Origin of the sequence: Desulforhopalus sp., from assembly GCA_030247675.1 — a bacterium.
Taxonomy (GTDB): domain Bacteria; phylum Desulfobacterota; class Desulfobulbia; order Desulfobulbales; family Desulfocapsaceae; genus Desulforhopalus_A.
Genome location: JAOTRX010000005.1, coordinates 176,690 through 191,131 on the forward strand (window position 1 = coordinate 176,690; position 14,442 = coordinate 191,131).

The following is a 14,442-nucleotide window of genomic DNA, read 5'->3' on the forward strand; positions in this document are numbered from 1 at the left end:
TCTTTTTTGGTAACAGGAAGCCAGTTGGTATGGTAAGTATCCGGGCAAATCACTTGCGGGAGACTTACCACACTTTATCTACGACGGCCATTTTTTTCATGAACATTCTTTACCCCGACAGCCTGCCGATAACCGCCCACCGGGACGTCATCATCGCCGCCCTGCAGCAAAACCAAGTTATTGTTGTCGCGGGAGAAACCGGATCGGGTAAGACTACCCAACTCGCTAAAATGGGCCTTGAGGCCTTTCCCGACAGCCGGCTCCTGATCGGTTGCACCCAGCCGCGACGCATCGCCGCCTCCACCGTTGCCGCACGAGTCGCCGAAGAACTCGGGCCACTCTCCGACCTGGTTGGCTATAAGATCCGTTTTCAGGATTGTACGACTAAAACAACCAGAATCAAATTTATGACCGACGGCGTGCTCCTCGCCGAAACCCGCCAAGACCGGCGTTTATCCCGCTACGGAATACTAATTATTGACGAGGCCCATGAACGAAGCCTGAATATCGATTTTCTCCTCGGCTACATCAAGCAACTCCTGCCCCGCCGCCCTGACCTGAAAGTCATTATCACCTCGGCAACCATCGATACCCAGGCCTTTGCCAAGCATTTTGGCGATGCGCCGGTCATCGCCGTCGCCGGCCGATCCTATCCAGTGACCATCCGCTATTGCCCACCAGAGGAGGATGTCTCGGGCGACAAGGACGAGGAGCTTGATCATTGTCTGAAAGTTGTAGCGGAACTGTACGCCAACGAGCCGAGGGGCGACATTTTGGTGTTCCTGCCGACCGAGAGGGACATCCGCGAGGGCTGTCAGCTGCTGGAAAAGAAAATTCCCGGCGCGATTATTTTACCCCTATACGGAAGGCTCCCGGCCGGGGATCAGAGGCGAATCTTTCAACGCTTTAGTAAGGTAAAGATTGTCCTCGCCACCAATGTCGCCGAGACCTCCATTACCGTGCCCGGCATCCGCTATGTCGTTGACAGTGGTCTAGCCCGCATATCGCAATATAACGTGCGCGCCAAGACCACCAGTTTGCCGATCACCAGAATTTCCCGGGCGGCGTGCGACCAACGCAAAGGCCGGTGTGGGCGCATTGGCCCGGGTATCTGCATCCGTCTCTACTCGGAAGATGATTATCTTGACCGCCCGGAATACACCCTGCCGGAACTGCTCCGCTCAAATCTTGCCGAGGTCATTCTGCAGATGATCTCGCTGGAGCTTGGTCGTCCCGAAAACTTCCCCTTCCTTGATCCTCCGCATAAAAGCGCCATTAAGGAAGGCTACCAGCTGCTCAGTGAACTTGGGGCGATAAACGACAGGATGCGCCTCACCGAAAAGGGCCGGATCATGGCCGATCTGCCTATTGATCCCTGCATCTCACGGATCATCATCGAGGCGCGGGAGAACAATTGTCTGAGGGAAATAAAGATCATCGCGGCGGTTCTGGCCATTCAGGACCCGCGCATCCGGCCGACCGATCATGAAAAAGAGGCCGATGAGGTGCATAAAGTCTTTCTCCATCCCCAGTCCGACTTTATGACCCTTTTGAACATTTGGAATTCCTTTCACGATGTCCAAGACAAGGTGAAATCCTGGTCACGCCTGAAAAAATACTGCAAGGGCTATTATCTTTCCTACCAGCGAATGCGCGAATGGATTGATCTGCATGACCAGCTTGAGCGTATTCTTGTGCAAAGAGAGGACTTTGCCAATAACGCCGCCAACGCCTCCTACGAGCAGATCCACCGGGCACTCCTCGCCGGATTTTTACGCAACCTTGCTCGAAAAAAGCTCGGCCAGCAATATCAGGGCGCCCATAACCGGGAGCTGATGATCTTCCCCGGTTCGCACCAGTTTATGAAGGGTGGGCAATGGCTCGTCGCCGCCTCGTTTCTCGAAACCTCGCGACTTTACGCCCTGACCGTCGCAACCATCGAACCTGAGTGGATTGAGGCAATTGCAGGTCATCTCTGCAAATATTCCTGGTCCAACCCGCATTGGGAGAAAAAGACCGGACAGGTTATCGCCGAGGAAACCGTTTCCCTGTTTGGCCTGATCATCAGCTCCGGCAAAAAGGTCAATTTCGGCAAGAGAAACAGCAAGAATATTGCCGAGGCCAGGGATATCTTTATCCAGGCGGCGCTGGTTCAAGGCGAGATCCTCGGGTCGTATTCTTTTCTGCAGCATAATCATGAACTTATACGCAAGTGGCAAGATGCGGAGGAGAAATTGCGGGTGCGCAGCATAGTCGCCGATGACCTGGCTTTTCATAGGTTCTATGGGGAAAGAATCCCTCTCGACGTCTATGATAAAAATACCTTGAATCGTTTTCTGAGGGGGAAAAAAGATCAGCACGCCCTGATGATGGGCGAAGACGACGTCCTCATACGTAAACCAGACGACATGGAGCTTGTCGATTATCCACCGACCCTTGCCATCGGCACCATGCGTATTCGCCTGGAATATCATTTTGAGCCCGGCTCCGAACACGACGGGGTGACCTTCCGCCTGCCCATCGATTCTGCCTTTTCTGTCTCCCCCGCCATTTTTGACTGGCTGGTGCCCGGACTGTTGCAGGAAAAGCTGACCTTCCTTCTCAAGTCCCTGCCCAAGGCCATTCGCAAAAAGCTGGTGCCGATCATTGACACCGTAACCTGGCTGCTCGATGATATGTCACAGGGCCAGCGCTCTTTGTATGCCGCCCTTGAGGCATCTCTTCTGAAACGTTTCAAGGTATTGGTGCTACGCACCGATTGGACTGAGGAATTGCCCCTGCACCTGCAACCGCGTTTTTTGCTCTTTGACGATGAGGGCCGAGAGATTTGCGCCGGCCGGAATCTCAAGGATCTGCTCAGCAGCGGGTCGGGGGTGCCGCGCTCTCAGCAGGAACCGACCCTGCAAAAGGATGGCGAAGATTTGGTCGGTAAGTGGCAGAAAACGGAGCATACCGGCTGGACCTTTCATGGGCTACCGCCTGCCATCCCTGCCTTTACTACCAAAGGGGAAGTTGCCGGTTTTCTGTACCCGGTGCTCGTCCCCCATCTCGATCGTGGCTGTGTTTCCATCTCCTTTGAAAAAAATCAGATGGTGGCGGAAAAGTTGAACAGAAGTGGCACCTTGTTTCTTTTTCGTCTGCAATTCACCGACCAGTTCAAGGCCTTGAAAAAGATGTGTACGACCGCATTTTCCGGTCCATCGGCGGTATATCTGTTCGATCTCAACGTACCGCGCAAGGAGGTTGTCGACACCCTGCTCGACTTTCTCCTCTACAGAATCTTTGGGCCGCTGCCTCCGGCGCTACTTTCAGAAGAAGAGTTTACCGCCAAAGTGGCTGACATCAAGCAGCGAGGCCTGTACGCCACCGGCAAAAAGCTCTTCGACGAGCTTCTGGCCCTGCTGCGAAAGAGGCGTTTGGTATCCGATGCCCTTCGAAAAATATTTGATCCAAATACTAAAAATCGCCTCAATCTCCCGGCAAAAGAGGCGGAACTGTACGCGCATCTCGAAGATATCTTTCCTCAAGATTTTCTCCAGCAAGGGAGCAGCGGCTCATTTATCGACCTCGACCGACAACTGCAATGCCTGCTTATTCGCGCCGAGAGGATGTACGCCAATCCGGCAAAAGACAGCAGTAAGGCCGCTCCGCTCGGCAAACACCTTCGTAATCTGGCTGGGATCAAGGCAAAAAAAGATGAACTCTCACGGGAAGCCCTGGAGTCTCTTGGTAACTACGAGGCAATGATCGGCGAATACCGGATCGCCCTGTTTGCCCCGGAGATTAAGACCCGACAATCGATTTCCGAGAAGAAACTCGACGAACAGTGGCGAGCAACCCTGGCTTTATGCTGATACCGCCATGGGAAATGCCGACACCGAGTCAGGATGGCAGAGGCACGGCTGGGAACCTATGAAAACGATTCAGATATTGAAAATCATTCCAGTGACATGTTTAAGACTGTCCATGGTATAGGGCTTGGCCAGGGTATTTACAAAGCCGTACTTGCGGCAATCGATCATCACCGGTTCAAGGATGGTGCCGCTCATGGCGATGACCTGAAGATCGCTGTCAATCTCACGCAGAAGACGACAGGTCTCAATCGCTGATTCACCGTTGGCGTCCGACAAATCGAGAATGACCAGCGGTCTCGGCAGTTTCGGGTCGCCAGCATATCGCTGCAACTCCCGGAGAGCATCGGCTCGGTTCGATGCCTTGGCTACCGTATAGCCCAAATGCTCGAGCATTATCCTGCCAACCTCGTGCATCTGCTCGTCCGGCTCAATGAGTAGAATGTGCCTCTCTCCGACTCTACGATTGCTTGAGCCTCCCTGTTCTCCCCGGTTCTGGAACACTGGCAAATAAAAAGACACCGTGGTGCCAACTCCCGGCTCAGAGTGGACAACAACGTGGCCACCATGATTGCGGAGGGTTGCATATACCACGGTCAGGCCAAGGCCCATTCCCTTTAAGGCCCCTCTCTCCTTCGTTGAATAATAGGGATCAAAGACCTTCAGGAGTTGCTCCCGGTCTATTCCTTTACCACAATCGCGAAATTCCACTCTGGCATAGGTTCCAGCCGAGACATATTGTCCGGACATCAGCTTCGGAGCAGTGAAGGTGCTTCTGCTTATTACTATCTCAACCTTCCCATCTTCACTGGCTTCACGGGCATTTTTTAAAACATTGGCAATTGCCTGGCCGATTTCATCCGGATCGACACTGACCAAACAATCTTCACCTTCCATCCGCAATGAGTAATCCAGAGTTTCATCCTCAAGAAAATTGAGTACCCCGGCCAGAATGAGTTGTCGGATACCGATATACTGGCGACTTACAATACCAAGATTGGAAAAGCAGGATATTTGCCGGGTCAGATCAACCGCGACGAGTGCCGCCTTCCGCGCCTGATCGATGAGTTTTTTGCGCTCAATTTCATTCTGCCTTTCTCCGTAATGGGAGATAATGTCGAGATTGCCGCAGATGACCGTCAATAAATTATTGAAATCATGGGCAACCCCCCCAGCCATACAACTCATCGCATCCATTTTTTTAACAAGCTTTATTGCCGCATCCAGTTCCTTGTTGTGCCGCTCTGCTTGATACTGTCGGGTAATATCGCGGAGAATACAGAGGCCAAAGACACTGTCGGCCTCGATGACCGGAATGAGCGAACCAACTATTACCCTATCATCCAGCAATAGCGGCGATTCTTCTAGAATCTCAAATCCGCCCATTCCCCGGCCTATCAGTTGCTGCTCACTCCATTGTTGAATATGCGCCTGGAGGTGGCCCCAATCTATCGCCCCGGCAATGGACAAGCCAACAAGCTGTTCTTCCTGGCGGTCAAGAATATTGAGTGCCGCCCTATTGGCAGCAACAATTTTTCCTTTACTGCTTAATTCGAGGATACCTTCATCGAGATTGGCGAGAATCATCGCCAAATGCCTTTTTTCCGACAAAAGTTCCGACGTCACCTCTGAGGGCTTGAGGCCCGTTGGAATTCGAGCGTTCTTGCCTTGCTGTCTGGAAAGGGAAACCTTCTTCTCTTCAAATGCCTGCAAGGCCTCGCGGATGTGATGGCGGATCTCCTTCAGATTGCCTTTAGCAATACAGAGATCACAGTTGATATCGTTGATGATTCGTTCTTGATCCTCAAGAAAAATGGCAGAGAGCACGACAATAAAGATGCCCTCATGTTTCTTTGTATGCCGCAAAATCCGGCACAACTGCTCACCGCTCACCAGCGGCATAATCAAGTCGGTGAAAACTATGTCCGGCTCATATTCTTGTAGGATTTCAAGAGCCTCAAGTCCAGTTCCAGCTGTCTTGACAAGGCATCCTTCCTGACTGAGGATGGTCGATACGGCCTTGAGGAGTACCGGATTGTTATCGACGACGAGAGTTTTAATGATCATCCTTTTTTTCTCAATAAAAAATTACAATTCATTTCGAGCCCTGCGAAAGTCGCCATTCTTTGATTGCTGCCGTCAAAGAGGGCATGTCAAGTGGTTTGGCAAAAACCTGCCATGCCCCAATTTGTTTGGCAACTGCCAAATAAGAATCCGGGCAGATTTTTCCGCCTCCGGAAATGGCGATTATACCGACTTCCGGAAATTCCTCCCTGAATTGTGTGATTGTCTCAATACCTTCCTGGACCGGCATGATAAGATCGCAGATCACCAGATCAACAGGGCAAAGGCGATGTTTTTCAACGCCCTTCCGGCCATTTTCAGCTTCATGTATCGTAAATCCCTCCCTCTCCAACCATACACGGATAAGGGAGCGAATGAGCTCATCATCATCTATTACCAGAATTTTCATCTTCTCATCCCTCATAAGCCGGATTAGGTTCTCCGCTAGATGGTTGCTGTCGAAAAACCACCTCTTTGAAAAAACTGACCATTTTACGTCTTCTGCCGGCCATTTTGAGTTGTTCGGGAATGAGGTCGGTTTGGTCAATCTTCATTACCGACATCTTATATTCAATATGGCTTGCCAGCCGGTTATCAATGTACCAGGCATACATAAGCCCCATCAGCAAACCCGGCGGGGTAAAACCCTCCCCCTTATTTATTAACCTGGTGTAATGATTCTCGTCCTCAGTAAAGCACATTCGGGCGAGGGCCAGGAACGACCTGACCTGTTCATGGGTCAGGAAACAACTGCGCTGCTTTTCCTCCCTTAGATAGAGATGGTATACACGGCCAAGAGATATTGTATCCATCTGCACATCCTGCATCTCCTTCTTGAGGGCGTAGTTGCCGAGAAGCGATTCGCCAAGGGCAATCATCAGGGCTATTTCTAGTTTCTGCCTGACACCAATCTGGTCACCTCTGATTTTTATTGCCTTATCCTCAGGATCAAAAAAGGAGAAGACATTGTCCCACTGTTGATCCCGGTGCCAATTGTTACGATCAATGCAATGAATGGAATTAAAGTAATCGAGGTGGTGAAGGGGGATGATTGGATGATTCCAAAGAATATTACATATCTCCTCTTTGAGGGTGTCAGTATCAATACCAAAATTGTTACCGATACAATGAACCTCCACCTTTGCAAGCTTTTCCTTAATGCCGAGAAAACGTTGGCAAGGCAGCAAACACGATGCTTGACGCAATAGGCTGTTGCCAGGCAGGATGTTCTCATCGCCAACCTTGCCGGTGCGTGAGTAAAAACAGCTCCGGCCGTTGTAAAGTGCCTTAATGGCCTGGGCGAGAATGTCGGGATCGTGCTGAATGACCCCTCTTTCAACCAATGCCTTGCGGGAATACACCCCACATTCTATAGGAATATAGCTACCACGAAAGAGCTCCTCTTTATCAACAAAGATCGGCACCTTCCCTTCAACCGCATACCGTTGTAAAACCGAAGCGGGGATATCGTTGAGCGAAATGCAAAGAACCTCATTAAAAAGCCCTCTGGTGCCACCCGGGATGTTTTTTTCATAGGCCCGGATCATATCCGACACATGAAATTTTCTTTCCGGATCAGCTATGCTCAAATCGGTTTCTCCTGCTTGAACCCAGAGATTTGACACTAACACCTTTAAAGCATTGCGATTGCTGCGCACTGTATCGGCAAGGCCTGGCACCTTGAAAACCGGAATAATAGAAGAATACAAACTCCCGGGAGCAAGAATAAGAATATCGGCGCCGGCTATGTCCGCCAAGACTTCATCATACACCCGGACCCTATCACAATAATCTATCTGAACGCTGTCTACAGGAAAGCCCCTTCTTGACTCGCTCAATTTATGTTCACCGATGATCTCGACTCCGTTGGTATACAACACCCGGAGTTGGGCTGGTGTTGAGGTGCACGGGAGAACTGCCCGTTCACAAGCGCCGACCATTCGTGCCAGGGCATTCATGCCTTTAAAGATGGCCTTGTGCAGCAATTCCTGTCTTATGGCCAATTGTTCATTGGATATATCATGATCGACTTCGCGATAGATGGCCGCGGCGAGCAAGAGATTTCCTAGGCAATGCGGGCGATGCAGGGTTTCGGCAAAACGCCGATCGAAAAAAAGATATTCAAGGAGATATTTCAGATACTGTTCTAAGGCCCTTGGTAAGGTACTAAGTCTACTAAGTATCTCCTGAATAATTGGGGAGGTCTTACTAAATGGTTGGCTTGATCGGCAGTTGAAGATCTCAGCGAGGATAGTTGCAGTCTTGATCGCTTCAAAGATATCAATATTGTATCTCTTCTGGAGATTGCTGCTTTCTATCGACGACAGAAGCACATGGCGCATGTCGCCTACAGCCACAAGGGGCAGGTCTTTTAACAACTCGCCGGTCGAGCCGCCATTATCGGTGATACAGACAATCGACCGTGTTTGCGGGAAAATTTCTTTGAGGCCGACAAAAGGCTTTTTCGCCCAGTTTTCCTGACGGGAATCGCCGCCAATAATATTTGACAGACCCGTGCCCCCGCCAAAAACAACGACCTTCACCTCTTCGACACTTGTCTCGACGAGCTCGTTACGCAAGGAAAGAAGCAGCGTCCGGGCCTGAGAATGGACGTTTTCGGGAACGCCGCGCAAGACGAGGTCAACAATCTTTTCACGCAGATCGTGCTGTGGAAGAAGGTCCAGTGGGGAGAGTTGAACCTTCTCCATTTCCTGAATTGTATCAAGTATCAAACCCGGCCTCACGAACTTCGAATCTGAATGTTCTCCACCTAGTGTCTGTTTTTTTCAGCCAACAGTCAACCGGATATCAGGTTCTTTTGAGAAGATACTGTTCCACCCGTAGAAGTTCCTCGGGGGTATCAACTTCTATGGAGTCATGTTGCGTTATAACCAGTTTTATTTTATACCCAAACTCCAGCGCACGCAGTTGTTCGAGTTTTTCGAATCGTTCCCACTCGCCCTCAGGCAAAGCGACAAAGGATAAGAGAAAGCCTTTCCGGTAGGCATAAAAACCGAGATGCTTGTAATAGGTCGGCTTGATGGTTTCACTCGGATTGCGTTGAAATGGTATGGGGGACCGGGAGAAATACAATGCGTAATAATCGCGATCGAATACTGTTTTCACATGGTTAGGATCGTTGATCTCTTCCGGGCGGATGATTTTATAAATAAGGGTTGACATAGGCAGCGCCGGGTCATCAAGCAGGGGTTGCGCTACCTGTTGCACCACCTCGGCTGGGAAAAGAGGCTGGTCACCCTGGATATTCACCACGACATCGTGCTCCGAGATCTTCAGAATTTCAGCGGCCTCGGCAAGCCGGTCTGATCCGGAAACGTGGTTTTTTCGTGTCATAACGTACTCACCCCCGAACCCTTCGACACAGCGGGCGATCCGTTCGTCGTCGGTTGCGACAACCACCCGTGAGAGCATTTTTACCGCCCGGGCTCTTTCCACAACATGCTGAACCATGGGTTTACCGGCAATGAGTGCCAGAGGTTTGCCGGGAAATCGATTGGAGTCATAACGTGCCGGGATAATGGCAACAACTTCTGGTTTTTGAATCGTCATGGTAATCATACTGGTTATTTCGGAATAAGTCGGGTACCGTTGCTCCTTTACCCGGGCATTAACGCTTCATTTTGATGGAAGGCAAAAGCTGTGAATCCCCCCCCTTCAATACTCGTTTCATCTACAATAAATTCGGTTGGAATTCTACAAAAAGCGGCCGACCTGGCGAAGAAACTCGGGCTTCCTTTTGTTGAGCGGGTGACCGAAGATTTGTCTGATTTCGTCCTCGCCTACACCCCGGAAGGACTGGCACTTCTGCACGCCTCAGCGGGTGGCAAGAAGACCCTGCACCGCCTTCTCTTTGTCGATTTTGTCGGCGGCAAAAATGCCTACCGCTTGCATAAAGACTGTTCAATCAAACAACCGCTCGCTCGGGCGGCCGGCATCAAATCGGGTCTTCGGCCTGAGGTGTTGGATGGCACGGCCGGGCTGGGCGCCGATGCCTTTGTCTTGGCAAGTCTTGGCTGCCAGGTAACGATGTGTGAACGATCGCCGGTTATCGCCGCCCTTCTGGCCGATGGGCTGCAAAGGGCCAGGGAAAATAAAGGTACTATAGCGAATATAACCCAGAGAATGCGCCTGATGGAAGGCGATGCCGCAAACTATCTGCACCACTGTGCTGAAAACTATTCCACGGTGTATCTTGACCCAATGTACCCGCATCGTGAGGATTCGGCTCTCAACCGCCAATCCATGCGGATTATCCGGGCACTGGCCGGAGATGATCAGGATAGCGGCGAATTATTAACGCTGGCCGTTGCCCATGCCACCAACCGGGTAGTAGTAAAGCGACCTCGCCTGGCACCGCCCCTCACCGAGGACGCCCCCTCGCACATTATTTCCATGAAGAACAGCCGATTCGATATTTATCTCACCTTCAACAGCTGCCGATCATAACTATTTATGGTATTTTTCGCCGGCCTTGATGGTGTACGCCCGGTAGAGTTGTTCGACCAGAATCATCCGGGTCATATCATGGGTAAAGGTCATCGACGACAGTGATAAAAGAAGATCTGCGGCTTGCAGAACGCTCGGTGCATGGCCATCAGGTCCCCCGATGAGATAACAAATCTGCTTCATCCCCTGTATTTCCCAGGATACAATCTTCTCAGAAAATGCCTCCGAAGAAAACTGCTTTCCTCGTGCATCCAAAGCGACGATCAATGCCCCCGGGGCAACCGCCTGCAACAGCAACCGGCCCTCGCAATCAATGACAGTCGCTTGATCCCGCGTCTTTGTCTTTTCCTTCAGAGTTGTTATCGAGAATGTGGTGTAATGGCACAATCTTGCGGCATATTCTTTTATACCGTCGGCCAGAAATCGGTCCTTTGTCTTTCCCAGAAGCAGCAATTCATGTTTCATGACTGATGGACGGCTAACACAAGCATTTGGAGTTATCCAGCAGTTGTCGCAGAATGCCGCAGAATTCCTGCCACGAAAGGTTCTTGTTGATGCCGGGGCACGACTCGGCAATGGTACGCAGATTATTTTCATCAACAAGAATGGATGGATGGAGTGGCCACTGCGCACAACGCCATGGCCTGCCGTCGTGTACCTTGCAGCCTTGATCGTAAAAAACACAATGGCCATCGACCGTTTTCATCTGCACGATGTTGCCGGTGATTCGCCAATATTGCCGTCTGACCTCACCTTCCGGTATTTTCAAGGTTTGCACCATTCGCTTCCGGTCATCTTCGTTAAGGGATACCGTGGTTTCACCATGGCAGCAGTAGCCGCAGCGCTGACAGGAAAAAATCTGGGAGACTTCTACCATTCTGAGACCTCTCAATCAGGCGTTACCGATAACATCTTCGAACGTTGCGATATCAATGCCATAATGCATAGCAGCCGCCTTCCATTTGAACTCATCAGGACTATTGAAAATAATCTCATCATTGGCTGGAACGCTCAACCAGCCATTTTCCATCAATTCGCGTTCCAACTGGCCGGGCCCCCATCCGGTATAACCAAGAAGAAAGAGAAATTTCTCAGGTCCTCGCCCTTTTGCTATATCTTCAAGCACTTTTGTCTCCCGGGTGAGAGATACCGTTTCACTAACATCGAGCCGGTGTTCGGCAGAGTATTCTGAAAGATAGAGGATGAAAGCCGATTCCAGGTCGACTGGTCCCCCGATATACACCGGTGGTAATTCACATTCTGGAATGGGCAGATTAGCGCCGCGGAGAACCTCGGCAAGAGAAAATGCTCGATTTGGTTGATTAATTGCCACTCCCATAGCTCCATCTTCATTGTGGGCACAGATATAGATAACATGCTCTTCAAACCGTGGATCGGGCATCTGTGGCGTTGAGACTAAAAAGGTACCGGCAAGGGAGTTTTCTCCCGAATGTATTTGCCCGTTCATAGCCCCTCCTTCTTCTTTAAAAAGTGATTGTCGTAAAGGACTATCTGTACGGTGATCGTTTCCGGTTTTGAAAAATTCGCTAACGGGAGACCATCAACCCATTTACCAAAAGTCTATCAGATGCCTGTTCAACCCGTCAAGGGAGCGGCGTTGTTCTCTCTAGACGGTTTAGTTATTTGGAGTACTCATTAGCCAGGAAGCCATTCTTTTCTCGGGAAAGCCTTTCCAACGCACTCCCTTTACCAAAGTTCGAAACAATACAAAACATGAAAAAAGATAGGTCATGACAAATCCTTGTGTATATCATACTATGGATGAATACCCTACAACACCAAGAACAGTTCAACCTTGGCCAATTTCCTTAGGCAATCTCATGAATAGCAATTTCGAAAAACTGTTGACCTGTGATCATTACGACCCCTTTTGTTATCTCGGCAGCCATTTTGATATACCCAAGGCCGGTTTGGTTACCATTCGCACATTCCAGCCGCATGCCAGGGAGGTACGCCTTCTTCTAGCCGATCAATCCATTGAAATGGCCAAGACCTTCCGAGAAGGCCTTTTTGAGACCGTTTTGCCTGTTGACGAATTGACCGATCCTTCCCTCGACCCCTTTTCCTATCGCTATGAAATACTTTTTCACAGCGGTGTGGTAATCACCACCAATGACCCGTACCGTTTTCCAGTGTTGCTTGGCGAACAGGACCGATTTCTCTTCAACGCCGGAAGAAATTATAAAATATACGACCATCTGGGAGCTCATCGAACTCACTGCCACAATATCGCTGGATCGGTGTTTCGTACCTGGGCCCCGAACGCCAGGGCCGTCTCGGTGATTGGCAATTTCAATGGCTGGGATGGCCGGGTGCATCCCATGCGTTCTCTCGGGGCATCGGGAATATGGGAACTTTTCATTCCCCACCTCCAGGAGGAGGAGATCTACAAATTCCAAATAAAGACCCAAGAAGGCTACAATCTGGAAAAATCCGATCCCTATCAGTTCTATGGCGAACTGCGACCAAAGTCGGGATCTGTGGTCAAGACTATCGACAAGTACACCTGGAATGATCAGCAGTGGCAAGACGCACGGCGAACAACCGCGCCTTACGATCAGGCCATGACTATCTATGAGGTGCATCCCGGTTCATGGCGCAGGGATCCCGCTGACCCCGAGAGATTTCTGACCTTCAAGGAACTTGCGGACACCCTCGTTCCATACGCCAAACAACTGGGATTCACCCATATCGAACTGTTGCCGGTCATGGAGCATCCGCTCGATGAATCCTGGGGATACCAGGTCACCGCACCCTATTCCCTTACCAGCCGGTATGGAACGCCGCAGGAATTCATGTATTTCGTCGACCATTGTCACCAGAATGGCCTGGGGGTCATTCTCGACTGGGTTCCCGCGCACTTTCCCAAGGATGCGCACAGTCTCGGTCGGTTTGATGGCTCAGCACTGTATGAACACGAAGACCACCGCCGCGGCTCGCATCCCGAGTGGGGAACCTATATTTATAACTACGGCCGCAATGAGGTGAGTAACTACCTTATCGCCAATGCTCTGTTCTGGCTCGACAAATACCACATCGACGGCCTTCGGGTCGACGCCGTGGCATCAATGATCTATCTCGATTATGCCCGAAAGGATGGAGAATGGCTGCCCAACTGTTACGGCGGCAAGGAAAATCTTGAGGCCATTGAGTTTCTCCGTCACCTCAATGCGATAGTCTACGAACACTACCCCAACACCCTGCTCATTGCCGAGGAATCAACCAGCTTTTACGGCGTTTCCAAACCGACCAACCATGGCGGTTTGGGTTTTGGCTTTAAATGGAATATGGGGTGGATGAACGATATCCTCGGGTATTTCGCCAAAGATCCGCTGTATCGTAAATTTCACCATAATAGCCTTACTTTCTCAATAATGTACGCCTTTTCGGAGAATTTTGTTCTCCCTTTATCCCATGACGAAGTTGTCCATGGCAAAAAGTCTTTGATCGATAAAATGCCCGGCGATCTCTGGCAGAAATTTGCCAACCTTCGCTTGCTGCTTTTAACCATGTGGATGCACCCCGGCAAGAAACTGCTCTTCATGGGTGGAGAATTCGCTCAATGGTCGGAGTGGTATTGTAAACAGAGCCTTGACTGGCACCTGCTGGAGGAAAATGACTATCACCGAACACTGCAAACCTTTGTTGGTGACCTTAACCGGCTGTATACCTCACACCCGGCACTCTGGGAACAGGACTTCAACGGCGAAGGTTTCTCCTGGCTCGACCTGGAAGATAGAAACAACTCAATCATCTCCTTCGCCAGGTACGGAAAAGACCGGCGCGATCACCTGGTGGTACTCCTGAACTATACCCCCCAGGTCTTCACCAATTATAAAATCGGTCTGCCCAATTCCTGTCGTTACCGGGAGATCTTCTGCTCAGATAACGCCGTATACAGTGGTTCGGACAAGAGTGGCCCGAAGATCCTTACTCCGATCCTTCAGCCGTATGCCCAGGCACCATTTCACGCAACCATTACCGTACCGCCGCTGGCGGGTGTGGTGTTTGCACCAATCAACGAGTAATCAGGTGACGC

Annotated in this window: 10 protein-coding genes; 3 read left to right on the plus strand and 7 right to left on the minus strand. The window is 50.6% G+C overall.

The genetic code is table 11. From position 1 onward, the window contains the following. Positions 1-98: 98 nt before the first annotated feature. Positions 99-3,854 (plus strand): ATP-dependent RNA helicase HrpA, encoded by a 3,756-nt coding sequence (hrpA, locus tag OEL83_12305; protein MDK9707822.1) that lies wholly within the window; start codon positions 99-101, stop codon positions 3,852-3,854. Positions 3,855-3,923: 69 nt separating this feature from the next. Here hrpA and OEL83_12310 read toward each other — a convergent pair whose 3' ends face one another. The 4 genes from OEL83_12310 to kdsB form a co-directional block, all read right to left on the minus strand. After that, positions 3,924-5,918, minus strand: coding sequence for a response regulator (locus tag OEL83_12310; protein MDK9707823.1), 1,995 nt, complete (start codon positions 5,916-5,918; stop codon positions 3,924-3,926). A 28-nt stretch (positions 5,919-5,946) separates the two neighbouring features. Next, positions 5,947-6,324 (minus strand): response regulator, encoded by a 378-nt coding sequence (locus OEL83_12315; protein ID MDK9707824.1) that lies wholly within the window; start codon positions 6,322-6,324, stop codon positions 5,947-5,949. Positions 6,325-6,328: 4 nt separating this feature from the next. Next, the gene (locus tag OEL83_12320; protein MDK9707825.1) at positions 6,329-8,647 is read right to left on the minus strand and encodes a YvcK family protein; all 2,319 of its coding nucleotides are present in this window, start codon (positions 8,645-8,647) and stop codon (positions 6,329-6,331) included. Positions 8,648-8,723: 76 nt separating this feature from the next. After that, positions 8,724-9,485 carry a 3-deoxy-manno-octulosonate cytidylyltransferase gene (gene kdsB / locus OEL83_12325; protein MDK9707826.1) on the minus strand — a complete coding sequence of 254 codons (762 nt, stop codon included), beginning with the start codon at positions 9,483-9,485 and terminating at the stop codon, positions 8,724-8,726. Between the two features lie 90 nt (positions 9,486-9,575). Here kdsB and OEL83_12330 point away from each other — a divergent pair, with 90 nt between their 5' ends. Beyond that, positions 9,576-10,382 carry a class I SAM-dependent methyltransferase gene (locus OEL83_12330; protein MDK9707827.1) on the plus strand — a complete coding sequence of 269 codons (807 nt, stop codon included), beginning with the start codon at positions 9,576-9,578 and terminating at the stop codon, positions 10,380-10,382. Here the strand turns inward: OEL83_12330 and OEL83_12335 are convergent, their stop codons facing one another. The 3 genes from OEL83_12335 to OEL83_12345 are packed head-to-tail and all read right to left on the minus strand — an operon-like array spanning position 10,383 to position 11,850. After that, positions 10,383-10,847 (minus strand): 23S rRNA (pseudouridine(1915)-N(3))-methyltransferase RlmH, encoded by a 465-nt coding sequence (locus OEL83_12335; protein ID MDK9707828.1) that lies wholly within the window; start codon positions 10,845-10,847, stop codon positions 10,383-10,385. It lies immediately after the preceding gene. A gap of 13 nt (positions 10,848-10,860) precedes the next feature. Next, positions 10,861-11,259 (minus strand): YkgJ family cysteine cluster protein, encoded by a 399-nt coding sequence (locus tag OEL83_12340; protein MDK9707829.1) that lies wholly within the window; start codon positions 11,257-11,259, stop codon positions 10,861-10,863. A 15-nt stretch (positions 11,260-11,274) separates the two neighbouring features. Continuing rightward, complete coding sequence (locus OEL83_12345; protein MDK9707830.1) at positions 11,275-11,850, minus strand: YqgE/AlgH family protein; 576 nt, start codon at positions 11,848-11,850, stop codon at positions 11,275-11,277. Positions 11,851-12,223: 373 nt separating this feature from the next. Between OEL83_12345 and glgB the strand changes: the two genes are divergently transcribed. Further along, the gene (gene glgB / locus OEL83_12350; protein ID MDK9707831.1) at positions 12,224-14,431 is read left to right on the plus strand and encodes a 1,4-alpha-glucan branching protein GlgB; all 2,208 of its coding nucleotides are present in this window, start codon (positions 12,224-12,226) and stop codon (positions 14,429-14,431) included. Positions 14,432-14,442 lie beyond the last annotated feature (11 nt).